Below are 18,224 nucleotides of genomic sequence, written 5' to 3' on the forward strand. Positions count from 1 at the left end.
CCGTTCAGGTGAACATGTTGATGGGTATGGCCAACCTGTACCTGCTGCGCAGGCAGTTGATGACGGCTTGAGGGAAAAGTCCGTCCATCATACCCCGGCGGCGGATGATGACGCACAAACAGGGGAAATCCGGCTACAAAACACCACTGAAAAATGAATTGCCGGGAATTCGTGTTCAAAAAACTGGCGGGATTACCGGAAAATCTGAAAATCACTAATTGTTCAGCGCTTCCTTAAGTGACTACACGATAAGTATCGGCAAAAGTGCTGGCTTGGCTAGCAGAAAATTCCGCCTCTTTTAATTCATTTTGATTTGGAATTTCTTTAACCAGATTTGCGTATGCTGCTAATGCTAATTCTGCTTGTTTGAAATAATCAGTATGATGACTCATAGTCACTCCCCTCATTCCTTGATAAAAATTTGCATATTCAGGTCGGTTATATCCGCTTTCACAGGGCATCTGAACGATGATCCGTGCCAAGGCCCTGGAATGTCTCCGCCATGCCTTGAATAACTCGACGATTCACCAATCAATTTATTATCAGACTTCCGATAAACCGCATAATGGTTCCGCCACATCGATGGATTTCCCTTAATAAGAAATTGTTGAGATGATTCGTAGTAATACTCATGATTCGGTTTTACCATTTGCTTGGATGGAATATATATAGAACCATCCTTCTCAAATCTCTCGACCGGCAACTTGACCGTTTCATACACCTTGATTCCACCATCTATCGCACACAGCCGTTTAACTTCCCTATCCAGTCTGTCCTTTTCAGTAAAAAAAGTGGCATATACGATCAATGATGCTAACAAAAACAAAACGATTCTTTTCATATAGCAGGCCTCTATTGGCATAGGTAATAACCATCACAAAATCCCGCTCTTACAGCAGCAAGTTACAATCAAAGCAGAATTTAACGGGTATTGTTTATTGATTCTTCATTCCAGGTTTGGAATTTTCGACACAGCGACACACAAAAAGAATTTTCTTTTGCAAGTTGATCTGGGGTTCACAGAATGACACGGAACACATCAACATGCGGATTCCAGGGTTTCACTATTGGATGCTCCAATGACATCCTTGGTCGAACCGAAAGCATCGATGAGTTTATTGAGCTGTTCCTGATTCAGATTCGGCACCAGTTGGGAATAAACCGAATAGGTAGCTAAAGCATCGGTTAATACCTGCTGACTGTGGTTCCGTGCGCCGGGAGGATTGCTTATGTCCGGAGCCATTTGGTCTTCAATGATGATGTCAATCGGGGAAGCGGCGTCGAAACCCAGGCCTGAAATTGGACTGATACCGGTTGCCGCTTCGATATTGCTGATTTTGGATTGATCAATATGCTTCGGCAAAATTTATCCAACCCTGCACGGTATTTATGGAAGATCCTAGAAAACCACCTAGTCCTGGTGTGTTGTAGAGATAAGCATGTGAAACATTACTGGCGAAATCAGGATCGTTAACAAGACCTGTTGCCAAAAAGCCACCCATGCTATGCCCGGTGACAGTGAATGTCGGAGAAAGTGTGCCGTTTCCCAGCCATTCAGTAACTTTGGCTTTAAGGCTATTAAATTGGGGATGCAGTTGTGCACTGCCAAACAGCATGATATCAAAAACTCCGGTTGCAAAATCTCTGATATCAGTAAGCTCGGTACCTCGGACTGCAAGAAAGGTATCACTGGTAATCTTATCGGTAAATACTGTTGCTGAGAGACTGGTGGCATCGGTGTATTGGACGACTATACGGTATTTGAGGATGAAAGCATCAGCCTGTGTTTCAGAAAATTCTGCGGCTACTAATTCCTGCCGAGTTGGCTCATTCGTAGCAAAATTTCCATATACTGCTAAAGCTAATTCTGCCTATTTATAATATTCGGTTTGTTGACTCACAATTCTCTCCTCATTCCTTGATAAATATTTGTTCTTTCATATCCACATCTGTTTTTTGAGGACAGATAAACGCTGGCATATGCCAAGGCCCTGGTATGCCACCGCCACGTCTCATATAAACCGTGCTTTCGCCAAGTAATTTATTGTCAGATTTGCGATACATCAAAGTGCGTAATTGCAGCAACTCTGGATTTCCCTTGGTTAGATAACTTGTAGAGCCTTTGTAGAAATACTCATCTTCCGGTTTGGCCAACCATTCGGCTGGAATTTGTATCTGCCCATACTGATCAAATCTCTCCGCCGGCAATTTCACCGTCTCATACACCTTGATCCCACCATCGATTGCACAAAACCGCCTTACTTCTCTATCCAGCCCGGCCTTCTTCGTAAAAGAACGGCGTAAACTATCATTGAAACGAGCAAAAGCAAGCTGATTCTTATCATGTGGAAGGCTTCAATTGATGTACGGCAAGTGCTACCGCACCCTTCCTCATCCTTATGCAGTAAGTCACCAATGACGCAGGGAGTGCCAGTCATTTCTCAATAAATCCTCACTCCGGCAGGGTTTATTTGGTAAAAATAAGTAATAAAGATCTAATCATCCACAACACCCTGCCCCGGAAATAGCACATCGGTAAACCCGAATTGCCGGAAATCTTTGATGCGCATCGGGTAGAGAATCCCTTGCAGATGATCGCATTCATGCTGCACCACGCGCGCGTGAAAACCGCTGACGCTGCGGTCAATTGCGGTGCCGTATTGATCCACGCCGTGATAGCGCAAACGCGAGTAGCGTGGCACCATGCCGCGCATACCGGGTACGCTGAGGCAGCCTTCCCAATCGTCTTCCTTGTCGTCGGATAGTGGTATGAGCTGCGGGTTGATCAGAACCGTGAAAGGTACTTCTTCCGCGCGCGGGTAGCGGGGATTCTGGTCAAAACCGAAAATCACCACCTGTAAGCTCACGCCAATTTGCGGCGCAGCTAAGCCTGCACCATTGAGGTAAGCCATGGTGTCTTGCATATCCTGAATTAATTCGTGCAATTCGGCAGTATCGAATCGTTCGACGGGTTTGGCGGTTTGCAGCAAAACCGGATCGCCCATTTTCAGTACGGATCTAATGGCCATGGCAGTTCACCACATGTTCCAGAATGTTTCTGACACGCACCATCGCTTGTTCCAGCACGGCATAAATTTCCTTCAGCGGTATGGCATTTACATTGGCGCCCCGTCCGGCGGCTTGATTAGCGACCACTGCCAGTGTGGCGTAACTTAGGCCCAACTCCCTGGCCAGCGCCGTTTCCGGCATGCCGGTCATGCCGACGATATCGGCGCCGTCTCGTTCCAGCCGATTGATTTCCGCGGCGGTTTCAAGTCGCGGCCCTTGCGTTGCGGCATAGACACCGCCATCGAAAATGGCTTCATAAGCATTGCTGGCTGCTTGCAGCAGTAATGCGCGTGTTTGCTGACTGTATGGCTGGGTAAAATCAATATGTGTCACCGGTTGATCCTTTCCTTCAAAAAAAGTGAAATTGCGTCCATAGGTATAATCGATAATCTGATTGGGCACCACCAACTTGCCTGGCGTCAGATCGGCACGAATGCCGCCGACCGACGCCACGGAAATCACATGCGCCGGTTTCAGGGAATGCAGCGCCCATAAATTCGCCCGGTAATTGATCGCATGCGGCGGTATCGTGTGGCCGTGGCCATGCCGTGCCAGAAAAACGATGTCCTCGCCGTGCAGCTTACCGAATGTCAGCGGCCCGGAAGGTTCGCCATACGGGGTACGTATGATTTGCCGGTGGGATATTTCAAGACAGGATAATTGCGTCAATCCGCTGCCGCCTATAATTGCAAGCATCATTTCCCCCGTTTCAGTCTTTTACTGCGTAAATCGCGGGCAAATTCCGCCACGCGCCTTGAATATCCATGCCAAAACCGAACACATACCGGTCCGGCACCGTCAATCCAACAAAATCGGCTTTGATCGGTTTGGTTTTGCCCGTTTCTTTCTCGGTAAACACCGCACTGTAAAACGCTTTTGCGCCATTCTCCAGCACTTTGGCGCGGATAGCGGCCAGTGTAATACCTTCGTCGAGAATATCGTCCAGCACCAGAATGACGCGATCCTTGACGCTTTCCCTGGGCTCCACCCGCCAGTGAATCTCTCCGCCCTGCATTTTCTTGTCGTAACGCGTCAGATGGGCATAATCGAAATCCAGCGGAAACCGCAATTGCGGCAGCAATTGTCCGGTGAATATCACCGCTCCGCCCAGCAAGCACAAAACCAGCGGCTGCTGATGCGACAACACGCGCGTGATATCCGTCGCCATGCGCTGCACCGTTTGCGTAACGGTTTGCTCGGAATGAATTAATTCCGCCGTATTAAGAATTTGCTCCAGTTGCTGGTAAGTTTGCATGAAAGATTTAGGGTTATGGTTTGAATAAAATCGCGTTTTTTACAAGATATTATAGCGCCGGACTGAAAGCTTCAAATACTTCCCATGCAATCCATGCAGGTAAAAAATTCTTACACGGAAAAATTTTTTATGATTAAATGAAAGCACTTCATTGAAAGGAGTAACTCACCATGAATAAATTTATCGTTGAATGCATTGGCACCTTCTTCCTGCTGCTCACCATAGGCTTGACGGTAATACCGGGCAGCGCCGGTGTCATTGCGCCTCTCGCCATCGGTTCCGTGTTAATGGTTCTGGTTTACGCCGGCGGACATATTTCCGGCGCGCACTATAATCCGGCTGTCACTTTGGCGGTGCTTATCCGCGGAAGATGCACCATGGCTGACGTGCCGGTGTACCTTACCGCGCAAATTCTGGGCGCGGTAGCAGGCGCACTGACTGCACAATTCCTGGTGGGCTCAGGCACTACCGCCGGAACCATCGATGTGACCAAGTCGCTGATTGCCGAATTTTTGTTCACGTTTGCATTGGCGTACGTCGTGCTCAATGTCGCCACGGCAAAAGGAACCAGCGGCAACTCCTTTTACGGTTTAGCCATCGGCTTCGTGGTCATGACAGGCGCATTCTCCGTGGGCGGAATTTCCGGTGGCGCGTTTAACCCAGCTGTTGCCATTGCCGCACCGTTGATGGGTTTAATGGATTGGAGCAATATCTGGATTCATATTTCTGCTGACTTTGCCGGTGGCGCATTGGCAGCCGTTATTTTTAATATACTCAACCCCGAGGATAAATAATATGCAAATATTCACAACAAAATACCTAGCGATCGGAATTACCGTTTTACTGGCAAGTCTTATTTTTTCGCAACGCAATGCTGATGCTTCCGATTACCCGGTCTTTCGGGATGGAAAGCTGATCATTCCTCGTGTTGATACCGATGCGCAGCCGGGCAACTTTCAGAATGCGGAGTTACAGTTTGAAAGTTCCACCAACAGCTGGAAACTGAATAAGTTTGTCGAAACTAAAATTATTCCCGGTCCTGCAACCTATGATGAAAAGGTTGAAGCCATCGTTGTAGATTCATCACCGGTCCAGGTTTTTCTCAAAATCACCGGGCAATTTTCAAATGGTTGCGGGTATTTTCAGCAAATCAATCAGGTACTCAAGGACAATACTTTTGAAATTATTCTTCACGTCGGGCCTAATCCATTCCCTGAAGGGATAGCATGCACAGCAGCGCTTGTGCCGTACGAGAAAATCATTCCCCTCGAGGTCTACGGACTTCCGGCCGGAACTTATGGGTATAGTGTCAATGGCATCCCTGCCGGAACATTCACGTTAACCAAAGATAACACGCTGTAGATCAAATAATAGAATGGCAGCTTTGTTGCCATTCTATTCCCGTGGCAGCAGCGATGGATTATTTCAGCAACGCCTCCAATCCTTCTTGATCAAGAATGGTAATTCCGATACTCACCGCTTTGTCGTACTTACTGCCGGGATCGGTGCCGACGACGACATAATCGGTTTTTTTGGAAACGCTGCCGCTGACTTTGCCGCCCAACGCCTCGATTTTTTCCTTGGCTTCTTCACGGCTCATCGTCGGCAAAGTGCCCGTCAACACAAATATTTTGCCGCTTAATGGCGCGGCCAAGCCGTTTTGCGCGGATTTACCTTCGTGCTCATCCCAATGCACGCCGCAGGCGCGCAGCTGTTTTATCACTTCACGGTTATGCGACTCGGCAAAAAAATCCACAATACTTTGCGCCACCACCGGACCGATATCCGGGATTTGCTGCAAGTGCTCGCTAATTTGCTGCAAGCGCTCGCTATCCACTTCGATCAATGGGTCCAGACTGCCCAAATGCGCCGCCAGATCTTTCGCCGTCGCTTCGCCGACATTGCGGATGCCGAGTGCATAGATAAATCTGGCCAGTGTGGTGTGTTTGCTTTTCTCAATCGCTCGCAGAATATTCCCGGCTGATTTCTCCGCCATGCGTTCCAGACCGGCCAATGCTGCCAATCCCAATTTATACAGATCCGCCGGTGTGCGGATAATGGCGTTATCAACCATCTGATCGACCAGCTTGTCCCCTAATCCTTCGATATCCAGCGCACGTCGCGATGCGAAATGCAAGATCGCCTGTTTGCGTTGTGCCGGACAGAATAAACCGCCGGTGCAGCGCGCGACCGCCTCGTCCGGGAGCCGCACGGCTTTCGCGCCGCATACCGGGCAATGCCCGGGCATGACAAACATCCGCGCATCCGCTGGGCGTTTTTCCGCCACCACCGCCACCACTTCTGGAATCACATCACCGGCACGGCGCACGATGACGGTATCGCCGATGCGCACGTCCTTGCGTTCGATCTCATCGGCGTTGTGCAAGGTCGCGTTGGTCACGGTCACACCGCCGACAAACACCGGTTGCAGACGCGCAACCGGTGTTAAAGCACCAGTTCTGCCGACTTGCACATCGATATCGAGCAATTGCGTGATGGCTTCCTGCGCCGGAAATTTGTGCGCGATGGCGAAGCGCGGCGCACGTGACACAAAACCGAGTTTTTCTTGGAATGCCAGCGAATTGACTTTATACACGACGCCATCGATGGCATACGGCAAAGCATCGCGTTTAGCGCCAATCGCGCGATAGTAATCCAGCAACCCGGTTAAACCCGTCACCACCCGGCATTCCTGCGTGACCGGAAAATGCAACATGGAGAGATATTGCAGCATCCGGTAATGCGTATCCCGCGGCAAATCCGCGTCGTCGCATTGCCCGATGCCATACGCGAAAAAAGCAAGACGCCGGGTCGCGGTAATGCCGGGATCGAGTTGACGCAACGAACCCGCCGCCGCATTGCGCGGATTGGCGAATTCCTTTTCACCTTTGGCCAATTGCTGCTGATTCAACCGCTGAAAATCTTTTTGCAACATCAATACTTCACCGCGCACTTCCAGCAAAGCCGGTGGATGAGCCAGCGGCAACCGCAGAGGAATCGACCGGATCGTTCTCAGGTTGAGCGTAATATCTTCACCGGTATAACCATCGCCGCGCGTTGCACCGGTTTTGAAGTCACCATGTTCATAGCGCAAACTGACCGCCAGTCCGTCGAATTTCGGCTCCGCGGTATATTCCACACTATCAACGGACAAACCATCGCGCACACGCCGGTCGAAAGCCTCGACTTCACTATCGTCAAACGCATTGCTCAATGACAACATCGGAACAGTGTGTGTGATTTGCGCGAAGGCTTTGAGCGGTGCAGCACCCACCCGCTGTGTTGGCGAACCGGCGGTAATCAGTTGCGGGAAATCCTGCTCGATTTGCTGCAATTCACGCAGCAATCGATCGTATTCCACATCGGGAATGGATGGATTATCGAGCACATAATAACGGTAATTATGCGACTCGATCTCGGCTCGCAGCGCCTGCGCACGATGGCTTATTTCACGAATGTTCTCTTCCATAGCGGAAGTATAACGAATAGCGGTAAGACACGGTTTCAGTAATTGGTAAAAAATCCTTTATACTGCACACTCCATCGAAAAATTCCTTTACGAAATCCCAATGTCTCAAGAAACGACACGCGACATGAGCAACAATAAATTAAAAATCCGTATTCAAATTCAGCAACCGCCACAAGCCATCGAAGAGATTTATCCCGAACCGGAAGTCACTTACGAAGAAACGCTGGATTGGAACAAAATCGCCATCGCAGCAGCATTGCTGTTAGCCATTCTCGTTTTGGCCGGTTATTTGCTTTTTTCCAGCGGCGGCACTGAGAAAGCCGCCGATGAGACGATTGTATCCGGCCACACCGCCGTTGCAGTTTCCGGACAGGCCGTTTCCCCGGAAAAAACCGAGGCGGCCCCCGCCACAACCGGCAATACCACCGGAACGCAACCGGGTGAATCGATCAGCGTGCAGAAACCCCTGGTGAAACCAGCCGAGTCCGGCACAAAGCACGCTGCCGCTAAACCAGTTCCAATACCCGCAAAAAAACCGCAGCGGATCGCATCCGCTAACGCCGGAAAAACGACGCCGAAAACGGCTGTACAAGCAAAACCGCAGCAACCATCCGATCATGCCGAAGTTGTCCGCGCGCAATTGAGTCATGCGATAGACGCACGTGAACCGGTCGATTCGATTGACACCGTGCAACTGCAACCGGGTGAATCCAAACCGATTCATTTTTACCTGCATTTAAAAAATATGCGGGGAAAGAAAATCCGTATTGACTGGTATTACAATGACAAACTGGATTCAAAATTAAACTTGCAGGTGCACAACAACAATTGGCGCACGCATGCCAGCAAGCAATTGGATCAACGGCGGCTGGGAGAATGGCGCGTTGAATTAGCCGATGAATCCGGAAACCTATTGGCAAGCCGGAGCTTTACCGTCACCCAACAGTAAAACTGTGCTCACATCCTACCGTATGCACTAAAGGATTTACCCATGAAATATTGCAGTTATTGCAGTGCCACCGTTGAGTTGATCATCCCCGAAGGCGATTCCCTGCTGCGCTATGTGTGCACGACGTGCAAGGTGATTCACTATCAGAACCCCAAGATGGTGGTCGGGTGCATTCCGGAATGGGAAGATAAAATCTTATTGTGCCGCCGCGCCATTGAACCGCGTTTAGGCTGGTGGACCTTGCCAGCCGGTTTTATGGAAAATAATGAAACGCTGGAACAAGCCGCCGCGCGCGAAACACTGGAAGAAGCCAATGCACGGGTGGAAATCGGCGACTTGTACGCCGTTTACAGTCTGCCGCATATCAGTCAGGTCTATATCTTATTCCGCGCGCGATTGCTCGATCTCGATTTCAAGCCTGGCATTGAAAGCCTGGACGTCAAACTGGTCTCCGAGCATGAAATTCCTTGGGAAGAGATGGCATTCCGCGTCATCCATGATCCCTTAAAACAATATTTTAAGGAGCGCAGCCAAGGAAAATTGGGATTTCACATGGGTGTCATCGACAAACCATCCAGCAGCTCCTGAACAAGGTCATTGTTTCTTCGCCCAAAAATTACAAGGTTTTAGATTCCCCGACAGCAAGCTATAATGTTTATTTTTTGCAGACTCCAGACTCTTATGAAGCATTTATTCGTTCTATTGCTAGTATGCCTCGCCGTCTCGTCAGTACCTGCCCAATCACAAGATATCTCCATCGCAGCCAAAGCTTATTTACTGTCAGATTTCCAAACCGGCCAGGTGCTGGCCGGTCAAAATGCGGATGAACGTATCGAACCCGCATCGTTAACAAAACTCATGACCGCATATGTGGTGTTTTCCGCCATCAAACAAAAGCAGATTGCCTTGGATCAACCGGTTCCGGTATCCGAAAGCGCCTGGCGTATGATCGGTTCGCGCATGTTTATCGAACCCAACAAACAAGTCACCGTGGAAGAATTGATCCGCGGCATGATTGTGCAATCCGGCAACGATGCTTGTATCGCATTGGCGGAAGCGGTTGCAGGCTCGGAAGCCAGCTTCGCCAATCTGATGAATAAAGAAGCGGGCCGATTGGGTATGAAAAACACGCATTTTACCAATTCGACCGGTTTGCCCGATCCGGAGCACTACACCACGGCGCATGATCTGACACTGCTGGCAACGGCCATCATCCGCGATTTTCCCGAATTTTATCCGCACTATTCACAAAAGGAATATACCTACAACAACATTACGCAGCCGAACAGAAACCGGTTGTTATGGATTGATCCGCATGTGGATGGCATGAAAACCGGATGGACTAAAACCGCCGGTTATTGCCTGATCACTTCCGCGATCCGCGACAAGCGGCGGCTCATATCGGTGGTGATCGGCGCGAAATCAGCCAATGCGCGCAGCATCGAAAGCCAGCGCCTGCTCAATTACGGCTTCCAGTTTTACGACACGCTGCATCTATACAAAAAGAACGATTCACTGACCACCATCCATTTGTGGAAAGGCACGCAAAACGAGCTGAAAGCCGGATTCGACCGGGATGTTTATTTCACCCTCCCTAAAGGTCAGGGCGATAAACTCAAAGCCACCATGGAATACAAGCAACCGCTGATCGCGCCGGTGCAATTGGGGCAGGAAGTCGGCACGGTAAAATTCACGCTGGATGACAAAACCGTTGAAACCTATCCATTGGTCGCTCTGGAGAAAGTCGATACCGCGAACTTCATCGGCCGTGCTTGGGATAGTGTAAAATTACTCTTTAATTAATCCAGTCTTAACACATCATAGAAGGTTCGCATGATATATCTGAACGGTAAGTTTATGCCCATTGAAGAAGCATGCATCCCCGTGCTGGATCGCGGTTTTATCTTTGGCGATGGCATCTATGAAGTCATCCCGGCTTATTCGCGCAGACCCTTCCGCCTCCCTAAACATCTCAAGCGGCTACAACACAGCCTGGATGGCATCCGCTTGAAAAATCCGTTCAGCAACGACGAATGGAAAAACTTGTTGGAACAAGTCATCGCCAAAAATGAGGGAGAAGATCAATATCTCTACTTGCACATCACGCGCGGCGTCGCCAAACGGGATCATGCGTTTCCGGTCAATGTGCCACCCACTGTTTTCATCATGAGCAACCCGCTGCTACCGCCACCCGCGGAACTGCTGGCCAGCGGTGCTTCGGCCATTACCGCGATCGATAACCGCTGGATACGCTGCGATGTCAAAGCCATCTCATTATTACCGAATGTGCTGCTGCGGCAATTGGCGGTGGATGTGCACGCACTGGAAACCATTCTGATCCGGGATGGCTTCCTCACCGAAGGCGCCGCCAGTAATATCTTCGTCGTTAAAAACGGCATACTGCTGGCTCCGCCGAAAAGTAATCTGATGCTGCCCGGCATTACCTACGATGTGGTGCTTGAATTGGCCGCAGCGAATAAAATACCGCATGAAATCCGTGAAATCACGGAAGCGGAAGTCCATACGGCCGATGAAATTCTGTTGACATCCTCGACCAAAGAAATCATGCCGATCGCGTCGCTGGACAATCAACCGGTAGGACAGGGAAAACCGGGGCCGCTGTTTGCCCGTTTGCACACGCTGTACCAGGACTATAAAGCCACAAATATGCGCGGCCATTCCTGCGGTTGCTCGAATTCATAACCGGTGGCTTGAATTTTCCGATGTCTGAACAGCCGTCACTGATCGAATATCCTTGCGATTTTCCCATCAAGATCATGGGTAAAGCGCAACAGGATTTCACACAGATTGCGCTGGCGATCGTTAAATTTCATGCACCGGATTTTGATACCGCCACTATGTCAGCCAGAACCAGCAAGAATGGAACCTATTTAAGTCTGACGTGCACCATTCGCGCCACTTCCCGAGCACAATTGGATGCCCTGTACCAGGCGCTATCGAGCCATCCCTCAGTTGCTGTGGTATTGTGATCATTCCCGATGCAAAATCTTTCCACATCTGTTTGCACACCGCAGCATTTCATCGTCAAAACCCTGGGATTATCGGATTACCAGACCACCTGGCAGGCCATGAAGGATTTTACGCACAACCGGAACGAACAAACGCACGATGAAATCTGGTTATTGCAGCACCCGCCGGTTTTTACCCAAGGCATTGCAGGCAAACCCGAGCATTTGCTCCACGATCATGGAATTGCGGTAGTCAAAACGGATCGCGGCGGTCAAATCACATACCACGGGCCGGGGCAAATCATCGCTTACCTGCTGCTGGATATCCGCCGCCTGAAACTCGGCGTACGTGAATTGGTCAGATTGATGGAAAGCGCCGTGATCGGCTTACTCCAAGACTATCGCATTAACGCTGCCGGACGCGTTGAAGCCCCCGGCGTTTACGTAGGAAATGCCAAAATCGCTTCGTTGGGACTCAAAATCAGAAAAAACTTCTGCTACCACGGCATTGCGCTGAATGTGGATATGGACTTGACACCGTTCTCGTACATCAATCCCTGCGGTTATCAAGGATTACAAGTCACGCAAACCAAAAACCTGGGTATTCCCGATGGCGCGGACATTTTAAGCACTAAACTAGCCGATCAATTACAAGAAAAACTTCTCACAAAACGATTAACGGAACAACATGACCACTGATACCCGCCAAAAAGGCGCTGATAAAACAGCACGCAACCCCGTCAAAATAGCACCACAATCGCGCGACGAATTATTGCGCAAACCCTCGTGGATTCGCGTACGCTCGTCGAACAGCGAAAATTATTACGAAGTCAAACGCCTGCTGCGCGAACATAAGCTGCATACCGTATGCGAAGAAGCATCCTGCCCGAATATCGGCGAATGCTTCGGTAAAGGCACCGCCACCTTCATGATCCTCGGTGACTTATGTACTCGCCGCTGTCCCTTCTGCGATGTCGCGCATGGCCGCCCAAAACCGCCGGATGCGGATGAGCCGTTGCATCTGGCGCAATCGATCGGTGCCATGAAATTACGCTATGTGGTCATCACCAGCGTGGATCGTGACGACTTACGCGACGGCGGCGCACAGCATTTTGCCGATTGCATCCGTGAAATCCGCACACATTCGCCACATACCAAAATCGAAACCTTGGTACCGGATTTCCGCGGCCGTCTCGAAGTAGCTTTGGAAAAACTCGCCGCCTGCCCGCCGGATGTATTAAATCACAATCTCGAAACCGTACCTCGCTTGTACAAACAATGCCGTCCCGGCGCTGATTATGCAAACTCGCTGAAACTGCTCAAGGACTTCAAAGCACAATTTCCGCACATCCCCACCAAGTCCGGCTTGATGCTCGGATTAGGCGAAACCGACGAAGAAATCATGCAAGTACTACGTAACCTGCGTGAAAACGATGTGGAAATGCTCACTATCGGTCAATATTTGCAACCCAGCATCGGCCATCTGCCGGTCATGCGTTACGTTACGCCTGAAGGTTTCAAAATTTTTGAACAAGCCGCGCTGGAAATGGGTTTCAGCCATGCCGCCTGCGGCCCGATGGTGCGTTCCAGCTATCATGCCGATCAGCAGGCGCACGAATCCGGCCTGCTTTAAACCGGAACATGCTTGCTGCACATTAACTTGCTCATTTGCAGTACAAGTTAACAGAATTGGAAATAGCTTCAATTCATTGCGCTTTTTATCGAATCATTATTCACGATCCTAGCGTAAGCTGAGAAGTATGGATGATAGCCCATGCCTTGGCTCACTCGTGAAAAGGGATTTGTATGGAAAAAAGCGCAATTTTAAGTGCGTTGGCTGCTGAAGTCGAACAAGGAAGATTAATTTTTCCCACTTCGACTCATGCGGCAATCAAAATCAATAAAGCGTTAAATGATCCTGATTGCAATCTTGAGATGGTGATCAAGTTCATTCAATTGGAACCGTTGCTGTCGGCCAAAGTCGTGGCTATAGCCAATTCAGTGGTATTCAACCGGTCGGGGAAAAAAATTACCGATGTGCGTTCTGCGGTGACCTTGATTGGTTTGCGTACCGTACGCAACCTAGCAACAGCTGTCGTGGTGCAGCAACTTACCGGACCGCAAGTGCGGAACGAAATGGTTACGCAATTATGGCAGCATTCCGCCCACGTAGCAGCGCTGGCGCAGGTTATCGCCCGCCGGATCACGAAACAAGATCCGGATACGGCAATGTTCGCAGGAATCATTCACGAAATCAGCTGGTTCTATCTGTTAGCGCGAGAAAAGCATTATCCTGGATTAACCGATGAGAGCATCGCCAGTTCTTGGAACAGTGACGAAGATTTGGAAGACGAGACGGAATTGGAGTGTGAAATTAAAATCGGCACCGCCATTCTCAAAGCCTTATCGGTTCCGGAGCCTGTGATCGACGGCATCGTCTATTTATGGCGCGGTTATTTGACATTTCCTCCTTCCACACTCGGTGATACGCTGTTGTTCGCCGATCAGTTGGCTCCCGTCAAATCCCCGTTTATTCTGCCCTCAAACCAAATGGGTTACAGCATTGCCAATATCGATTTATTAACCGACGAGGAAACATTGAGTGCTGTGCTGAAGGACTCGGAGGCGGAAGTGAGGTCGTTAACGGAAGCGCTGTGTGTATAGAAAACATAAAACAGGCATCCATTGAATTGCTCGTTTAAAACTCCTGCGCGACTCCAACCGTTACCGGTTCAACAATACGATGCAGAAAATTATCATTAAGCATTAATAATTTCATAATCATGCGTGATTTTTACTGTTTGTTTCAGCATGATGGAAGCCGAGCAATACTTTTCCGCAGATAAGTCAATCGCACGTTCAACCGTCTGTGGATTCAAATTGTGTCCAGTGATAATGAAATGCAAGTGGATATGAGTGAATACTTTCGGATCGACCGGGGCGCGTTCGGCTTCGATTTCAACCACACAATCGATGATGTCCTGACGGCTTTTTTTCAGAATCAATACCACGTCGAATGTGGTACAACCGCCCAGCCCCATTAACAGCATTTCCATCGGACGCGGCCCGAGGTTTTGTCCGCCAGCCTCCGGCGCACCATCCATCAACACCGAATGACCGCTGCCGGACTCAGCCTCAAAGCTGACATTCCCTTTCCATTTGATACGAGTTTTCATTGTTCCCTCCATCACTACAAAGCATTCTTGCAAAATATCCGGGCAAACAAAAAGCCGACGTTGTTATGCGTCGGCTTTCCTGAATTCAGAACGACTTACTTCAGGGTCAGAATAAAGTCAGCTAAAGCTTTAGCATTTTCTGGGCTAACATTAGCATTTGGTGGCATTGGGATTGGGCCCCAAACACCGTTACTTCCTTTTAGAATTTTATCGGTCAAATAAGCAGATGCATCGGCTTGATCTGCGTATTTAGCGGCAACATCTTTCAGGCTTGGACCAACCAGTTTGGTATCAACATTGTGACAATTCAAACATCCGCTGTTTTTTGCCAAATCGGCGTTTGCTTGTGCAACACCAGCTAATAAAATGGCAGATGCAGCAACTGCTCCAATTAAAACTTTTTTCATATCTCTTCCTTATTAAAATTATAAAAGGGTTAATATTCTAACCCGAACTTTACAGACTTGCAGCAATTCCTGTAAGTTTGTGATTACCGGTCATGCTGCAAACTCCGATGATACTGCCTTGCTAAGACTTAAGGTTAAATTATTTAGTTCCAGCAGAGCATGAAGAAACCGGATCAGATCGTTCTTCATGTCAGCGCTACCGATTTAATCCGTTATCGCTCCCGCGCTAGCGCTGGAAACCAGTTTCGCATATTTGGCCAATACCCCGCGCGAATAACGCGGTTGCGGTGGTTGCCAGGCTGCACGGCGCTTTGCCAGCACATCATCGGACACATTCAATTGCAGCAGCCGTTGCTCGGCGTCGATGGTGATCGAGTCGCCTTCCTGTACTAACGCAATCGTGCCGCCAACAAACGCTTCCGGTGCAACGTGACCGACCACCATGCCATAGGTACCACCGGAAAAACGTCCATCGGTGATCAAACCGACGGAATCACCCAGCCCTTCACCGATCAGCGCAGCAGTCGGCGACAACATTTCTCGCATGCCAGGACCGCCTTTCGGGCCTTCGTAGCGGATCACCACGACATCGCCCGGTTGAATCTTACGTTCCAGAATCGCTGCCATGCAGGTTTCTTCCGATTCAAATACACGTGCGGGTCCGGTGATTTTCGGATTTTTAATGCCGGAAATTTTTGCCACGCACCCTTCGGTCGATAAATTACCTTTCAAAATCGCCAGATGTCCTTGTGCGTACATTGGATTTTCCCATTGCCGGATCACATTTTGGTCTGCACGTGGGGTATCGGGAATATCCTTCAACACTTCGGCGATCGTTTGTCCGCTGATGGTGATGCAGTCCCCATGCAACAAGCCATGATTCAGCAGCATTTTCATCACTTGCGGCACACCGCCCGCTTGGTGCAAATCCGCCGTAACGTAGCGTCCGGATGGTTTCAAGTCGCACAATACCGGTACTTTGCCGCGCATTCGTTCGAAATCGTCTATGCTCCATTCAACCTCGGCGGCATGCGCAATCGCCAGGAAATGCAGGATGGCATTGGTCGAACCGCCTACCGCCATGATCACGGCAACCGCATTTTCTATGGATTTACGCGTGATGATATCGCGTGGCAGAATTTGCTGTTTGATGGCATTCACCAACGCCTCCGCAGATTGCCCGGCGCTGGCCATTTTTTCGCCGTCTTCGGCAGACATCGTGGAAGAGTAAGGCAAGCTCATGCCCATTGCTTCAAAAGCGGACGACATGGTGTTGGCGGTAAACATACCGCCACACGAACCGGCACCGGGACACGCGTGCCGTTCGATCTGCAATAACTCTTCAGCGTCGATTTTATGCGCGCTGTGCTGCCCTACCGCTTCAAATACGCTGACCACCGTCAGATCCTGATTCTTGTAGTGCCCCGGTTTGATCGTGCCGCCGTAGACAAAAATCGCTGGCACATTCATGCGCGCAATCGCAATCATCGCACCCGGCATATTCTTGTCGCAGCCGCCAATGGCAATGACGCCATCCATGCTCCCCCCCTGCACACAGGTCTCAATCGAGTCGGCAATCACTTCACGCGACACCAGCGAATACTTCATACCTTCGGTACCCATCGAAATGCCGTCCGATACCGTGATGGTGCCGAACATCTGCGGCATCGCTCCGGCTTTCCTCAGTGCCGATTCAGCTTTTAGCGACAGTTCGTTCAAGCCCTTATTGCATGGCGTAATCGTCGAATAACCGTTAGCCACGCCGACAATCGGCTTGTTAAAATCCCCATCACTGAAACCGACCGCGCGCAACATGGCGCGGCTGGGTGCGTGTTGTGCTCCTTGGGTAATAATCTGGCTACGTTTATTGTCTGGCATGCTCGCTCCTGAATGAGATAAAAATACAATTTATGACAAGGCGCACACAAACGCACTTGGTATAATGGCCGCTATTTTACCGTAAATAAGGCCGAAACTATGCTCGTTCATCCGCAAATTGATCCCGTTGCCATCTCCGTGGGGCCACTCTCCATTCACTGGTATGGTTTGATGTATTTGCTCGGTTTCGCGCTCTTCATTCTGCTCGGACGGTATCGCATCAAACACAATCCACATTCGGCTTTCACCTATGAAATGCTCGACGACGCCTTGTTTTACGGCATGCTCGGTGTGATTCTGGGCGGACGCTTGGGACACGTGCTATTCTATCAATTCGGTTACTACCTGGACCACCCGCTGCACATTTTTGCCATTTGGGAAGGCGGCATGTCGTTTCATGGCGGTTTTCTCGGTGTTTTCGTCGCCATGGTATTGCTGGCGCGCAAACACAAATTGTCCTGGCTGACTGTCACGGATTTCGTCATTCCGCTGATTCCGCTGGGATTAGCCGCAGGACGCATCGGCAATTTCATCAATGGCGAACTGTGGGGGCGTCACACCGATGTACCTTGGGGCATGGTTTTCCCTTACGTCGACGAATTCCCCCGCCACCCATCTCAGCTGTATCAATTCGCACTCGAAGGCGTGCTGTTGTTTATCGTCATCTGGATTTACTCATCCAAACCGCGCGCAACCGGCGCAGTCACCGGCATGTTCATGATCGGCTACGGTGTTTTACGCTCGTTTGCCGAATTCTTCCGCGAACCGGAAGATGGCTTCATGGGCATTCTGACACTCGGCATTACCATGGGCCAATGGCTATCGATCCCGATGATTCTCGCAGGCATTGCCGCGCTGATGTGGTCAAGACGGCAATCACCCCATGTTGCGCAAAATAACCAGCGCAAAAACAAAAAACGCTAGAAATTCTTATGAATGGGTTCCTACATCAGTGGTTACTGTCATCTCAAGAGCATTTGTAGGATTATAGCGAACGACGGAAGGAATCAAGATTCGCGGGTTCAACCTGCCGCGCTGTCGATTTACGGGAC

At 49.8% G+C, this 18,224-nt stretch carries 23 protein-coding genes; 11 read left to right on the top strand and 12 right to left on the bottom strand.

Annotation, left to right across the window (positions count from 1 at the left end; genetic code table 11):
* Window positions 1-233: 233 nt before the first annotated feature.
* The 8 genes from DU481_RS09995 to DU481_RS10030 form a co-directional block, all read right to left on the bottom strand.
* Entirely contained in the window at window positions 234-392 is a 159-nt protein-coding gene (locus DU481_RS09995; protein WP_350134166.1) for a hypothetical protein, read from the bottom strand.
* Window positions 393-403: 11 nt separating this feature from the next.
* A complete protein-coding gene (locus tag DU481_RS10000) occupies window positions 404-841 on the bottom strand; it encodes a hypothetical protein (protein WP_350134168.1) in 438 nt (145 codons plus the stop codon).
* Window positions 842-1,039: 198 nt separating this feature from the next.
* On the bottom strand, window positions 1,040-1,363 hold the full coding sequence (locus tag DU481_RS10005) for a hypothetical protein (RefSeq protein ID WP_350134170.1): 324 nt from the start codon (window positions 1,361-1,363) through the stop codon (window positions 1,040-1,042).
* Window positions 1,347-1,616: a hypothetical protein gene (locus DU481_RS10010; protein WP_350134172.1), complete on the bottom strand. Its 270-nt coding sequence runs from the start codon at window positions 1,614-1,616 to the stop codon at window positions 1,347-1,349. Before DU481_RS10010 ends, DU481_RS10005 begins: the two co-directional genes overlap by 17 nt.
* Before the next feature lie 295 nt (window positions 1,617-1,911).
* A complete protein-coding gene (locus tag DU481_RS10015) occupies window positions 1,912-2,214 on the bottom strand; it encodes a hypothetical protein (protein WP_350134173.1) in 303 nt (100 codons plus the stop codon).
* Window positions 2,215-2,495: 281 nt separating this feature from the next.
* On the bottom strand, window positions 2,496-3,029 hold the full coding sequence (def, locus tag DU481_RS10020; protein WP_350134175.1) for a peptide deformylase: 534 nt from the start codon (window positions 3,027-3,029) through the stop codon (window positions 2,496-2,498).
* The gene (locus tag DU481_RS10025; protein WP_121168097.1) at window positions 3,019-3,765 is read right to left on the bottom strand and encodes an S-methyl-5'-thioinosine phosphorylase; all 747 of its coding nucleotides are present in this window, start codon (window positions 3,763-3,765) and stop codon (window positions 3,019-3,021) included. Before DU481_RS10025 ends, def begins: the two co-directional genes overlap by 11 nt.
* Before the next feature lie 13 nt (window positions 3,766-3,778).
* Window positions 3,779-4,324 carry a hypoxanthine-guanine phosphoribosyltransferase gene (locus DU481_RS10030; protein WP_350134176.1) on the bottom strand — a complete coding sequence of 182 codons (546 nt, stop codon included), beginning with the start codon at window positions 4,322-4,324 and terminating at the stop codon, window positions 3,779-3,781.
* Between the two features lie 170 nt (window positions 4,325-4,494).
* Between DU481_RS10030 and DU481_RS10035 the strand changes: the two genes are divergently transcribed.
* Both DU481_RS10035 and DU481_RS10040 read left to right on the top strand, forming a co-directional pair.
* Entirely contained in the window at window positions 4,495-5,118 is a 624-nt protein-coding gene (locus DU481_RS10035) for an MIP/aquaporin family protein (RefSeq protein ID WP_350134178.1), read from the top strand.
* A 1-nt stretch (window position 5,119) separates the two neighbouring features.
* Window positions 5,120-5,686, top strand: a complete 567-nt coding sequence (locus DU481_RS10040) for a hypothetical protein (RefSeq protein WP_350134180.1) — start codon at window positions 5,120-5,122, stop codon at window positions 5,684-5,686.
* 58 nt (window positions 5,687-5,744) lie between these two features.
* Here the strand turns inward: DU481_RS10040 and ligA are convergent, their stop codons facing one another.
* Window positions 5,745-7,793: an NAD-dependent DNA ligase LigA gene (gene ligA / locus DU481_RS10045; protein WP_350134181.1), complete on the bottom strand. Its 2,049-nt coding sequence runs from the start codon at window positions 7,791-7,793 to the stop codon at window positions 5,745-5,747.
* A gap of 100 nt (window positions 7,794-7,893) precedes the next feature.
* Here ligA and DU481_RS10050 point away from each other — a divergent pair, with 100 nt between their 5' ends.
* The 8 genes from DU481_RS10050 to DU481_RS10085 all read left to right on the top strand — a co-directional run bounded on the left by DU481_RS10050 (window position 7,894) and on the right by DU481_RS10085 (window position 14,375).
* Window positions 7,894-8,742 carry a DUF2914 domain-containing protein gene (locus tag DU481_RS10050; protein WP_350134182.1) on the top strand — a complete coding sequence of 283 codons (849 nt, stop codon included), beginning with the start codon at window positions 7,894-7,896 and terminating at the stop codon, window positions 8,740-8,742.
* 42 nt (window positions 8,743-8,784) lie between these two features.
* Window positions 8,785-9,330 (top strand): NUDIX hydrolase, encoded by a 546-nt coding sequence (locus DU481_RS10055; protein WP_350134184.1) that lies wholly within the window; start codon window positions 8,785-8,787, stop codon window positions 9,328-9,330.
* Between the two features lie 93 nt (window positions 9,331-9,423).
* A complete protein-coding gene (locus tag DU481_RS10060; protein WP_108698846.1) occupies window positions 9,424-10,545 on the top strand; it encodes a D-alanyl-D-alanine carboxypeptidase family protein in 1,122 nt (373 codons plus the stop codon).
* A 30-nt stretch (window positions 10,546-10,575) separates the two neighbouring features.
* On the top strand, window positions 10,576-11,445 hold the full coding sequence (locus DU481_RS10065) for a D-amino acid aminotransferase (RefSeq protein WP_350134186.1): 870 nt from the start codon (window positions 10,576-10,578) through the stop codon (window positions 11,443-11,445).
* A gap of 20 nt (window positions 11,446-11,465) precedes the next feature.
* Entirely contained in the window at window positions 11,466-11,732 is a 267-nt protein-coding gene (locus tag DU481_RS10070) for an HP0495 family protein (RefSeq protein ID WP_350112875.1), read from the top strand.
* Between the two features lie 9 nt (window positions 11,733-11,741).
* Window positions 11,742-12,410, top strand: coding sequence for a lipoyl(octanoyl) transferase LipB (gene lipB / locus DU481_RS10075; protein WP_350134188.1), 669 nt, complete (start codon window positions 11,742-11,744; stop codon window positions 12,408-12,410).
* Window positions 12,400-13,344, top strand: coding sequence for a lipoyl synthase (gene lipA, locus DU481_RS10080; RefSeq protein ID WP_350134190.1), 945 nt, complete (start codon window positions 12,400-12,402; stop codon window positions 13,342-13,344). Before lipB ends, lipA begins: the two co-directional genes overlap by 11 nt.
* A 173-nt stretch (window positions 13,345-13,517) precedes the next feature.
* The gene (locus DU481_RS10085) at window positions 13,518-14,375 is read left to right on the top strand and encodes an HDOD domain-containing protein (protein ID WP_350134192.1); all 858 of its coding nucleotides are present in this window, start codon (window positions 13,518-13,520) and stop codon (window positions 14,373-14,375) included.
* Between the two features lie 95 nt (window positions 14,376-14,470).
* On the opposite strand, the gene DU481_RS10090 is transcribed toward DU481_RS10085, so the two are convergent.
* The 3 genes from DU481_RS10090 to ilvD form a co-directional block, all read right to left on the bottom strand.
* Entirely contained in the window at window positions 14,471-14,887 is a 417-nt protein-coding gene (locus tag DU481_RS10090; protein WP_350134194.1) for an OsmC family protein, read from the bottom strand.
* Window positions 14,888-14,982: 95 nt separating this feature from the next.
* Window positions 14,983-15,294 (bottom strand): c-type cytochrome, encoded by a 312-nt coding sequence (locus DU481_RS10095; RefSeq protein WP_350134196.1) that lies wholly within the window; start codon window positions 15,292-15,294, stop codon window positions 14,983-14,985.
* 204 nt (window positions 15,295-15,498) lie between these two features.
* Window positions 15,499-17,172 (bottom strand): dihydroxy-acid dehydratase, encoded by a 1,674-nt coding sequence (ilvD, locus tag DU481_RS10100; RefSeq protein ID WP_350134197.1) that lies wholly within the window; start codon window positions 17,170-17,172, stop codon window positions 15,499-15,501.
* Window positions 17,173-17,271: 99 nt separating this feature from the next.
* Here ilvD and lgt point away from each other — a divergent pair, with 99 nt between their 5' ends.
* Window positions 17,272-18,096 (top strand): prolipoprotein diacylglyceryl transferase, encoded by an 825-nt coding sequence (gene lgt, locus DU481_RS10105; RefSeq protein WP_350134199.1) that lies wholly within the window; start codon window positions 17,272-17,274, stop codon window positions 18,094-18,096.
* Window positions 18,097-18,224: the final 128 nt, after the last annotated feature.

The organism is Nitrosomonas sp., from assembly GCF_040240425.1.
Taxonomy (GTDB): Bacteria; Pseudomonadota; Gammaproteobacteria; order Burkholderiales; family Nitrosomonadaceae; genus Nitrosomonas.

Excerpts from the sequence above, each read along its gene's own strand:
- DU481_RS10055 (WP_350134184.1), top strand. The coding sequence starts at position 8,785 with ATGAAATATTGCAGTTATTGCAGTGCCACCGTTGAGTTGATCATCCCC.
- DU481_RS10060 (WP_108698846.1), top strand. The coding sequence starts at position 9,424 with ATGAAGCATTTATTCGTTCTATTGCTAGTATGCCTCGCCGTCTCGTCA.
- DU481_RS10000 (WP_350134168.1), bottom strand. The coding sequence starts at position 841 with ATGAAAAGAATCGTTTTGTTTTTGTTAGCATCATTGATCGTATATGCC.
- DU481_RS10085 (WP_350134192.1), top strand. The coding sequence starts at position 13,518 with ATGGAAAAAAGCGCAATTTTAAGTGCGTTGGCTGCTGAAGTCGAACAA.
- DU481_RS10050 (WP_350134182.1), top strand. The coding sequence starts at position 7,894 with ATGTCTCAAGAAACGACACGCGACATGAGCAACAATAAATTAAAAATC.
- DU481_RS10070 (WP_350112875.1), top strand. The coding sequence starts at position 11,466 with ATGTCTGAACAGCCGTCACTGATCGAATATCCTTGCGATTTTCCCATC.
- ligA (WP_350134181.1), bottom strand. The coding sequence starts at position 7,793 with ATGGAAGAGAACATTCGTGAAATAAGCCATCGTGCGCAGGCGCTGCGA.
- DU481_RS10090 (WP_350134194.1), bottom strand. The coding sequence starts at position 14,887 with ATGAAAACTCGTATCAAATGGAAAGGGAATGTCAGCTTTGAGGCTGAG.
- def (WP_350134175.1), bottom strand. The coding sequence starts at position 3,029 with ATGGCCATTAGATCCGTACTGAAAATGGGCGATCCGGTTTTGCTGCAA.
- DU481_RS10010 (WP_350134172.1), bottom strand. The coding sequence starts at position 1,616 with ATGCTGTTTGGCAGTGCACAACTGCATCCCCAATTTAATAGCCTTAAA.
- lipB (WP_350134188.1), top strand. The coding sequence starts at position 11,742 with ATGCAAAATCTTTCCACATCTGTTTGCACACCGCAGCATTTCATCGTC.
- DU481_RS10035 (WP_350134178.1), top strand. The coding sequence starts at position 4,495 with ATGAATAAATTTATCGTTGAATGCATTGGCACCTTCTTCCTGCTGCTC.
- DU481_RS10030 (WP_350134176.1), bottom strand. The coding sequence starts at position 4,324 with ATGCAAACTTACCAGCAACTGGAGCAAATTCTTAATACGGCGGAATTA.
- DU481_RS10095 (WP_350134196.1), bottom strand. The coding sequence starts at position 15,294 with ATGAAAAAAGTTTTAATTGGAGCAGTTGCTGCATCTGCCATTTTATTA.
- DU481_RS10025 (WP_121168097.1), bottom strand. The coding sequence starts at position 3,765 with ATGCTTGCAATTATAGGCGGCAGCGGATTGACGCAATTATCCTGTCTT.
- lgt (WP_350134199.1), top strand. The coding sequence starts at position 17,272 with ATGCTCGTTCATCCGCAAATTGATCCCGTTGCCATCTCCGTGGGGCCA.
- DU481_RS10040 (WP_350134180.1), top strand. The coding sequence starts at position 5,120 with ATGCAAATATTCACAACAAAATACCTAGCGATCGGAATTACCGTTTTA.
- DU481_RS10065 (WP_350134186.1), top strand. The coding sequence starts at position 10,576 with ATGATATATCTGAACGGTAAGTTTATGCCCATTGAAGAAGCATGCATC.
- lipA (WP_350134190.1), top strand. The coding sequence starts at position 12,400 with ATGACCACTGATACCCGCCAAAAAGGCGCTGATAAAACAGCACGCAAC.
- DU481_RS09995 (WP_350134166.1), bottom strand. The coding sequence starts at position 392 with ATGAGTCATCATACTGATTATTTCAAACAAGCAGAATTAGCATTAGCA.
- ilvD (WP_350134197.1), bottom strand. The coding sequence starts at position 17,172 with ATGCCAGACAATAAACGTAGCCAGATTATTACCCAAGGAGCACAACAC.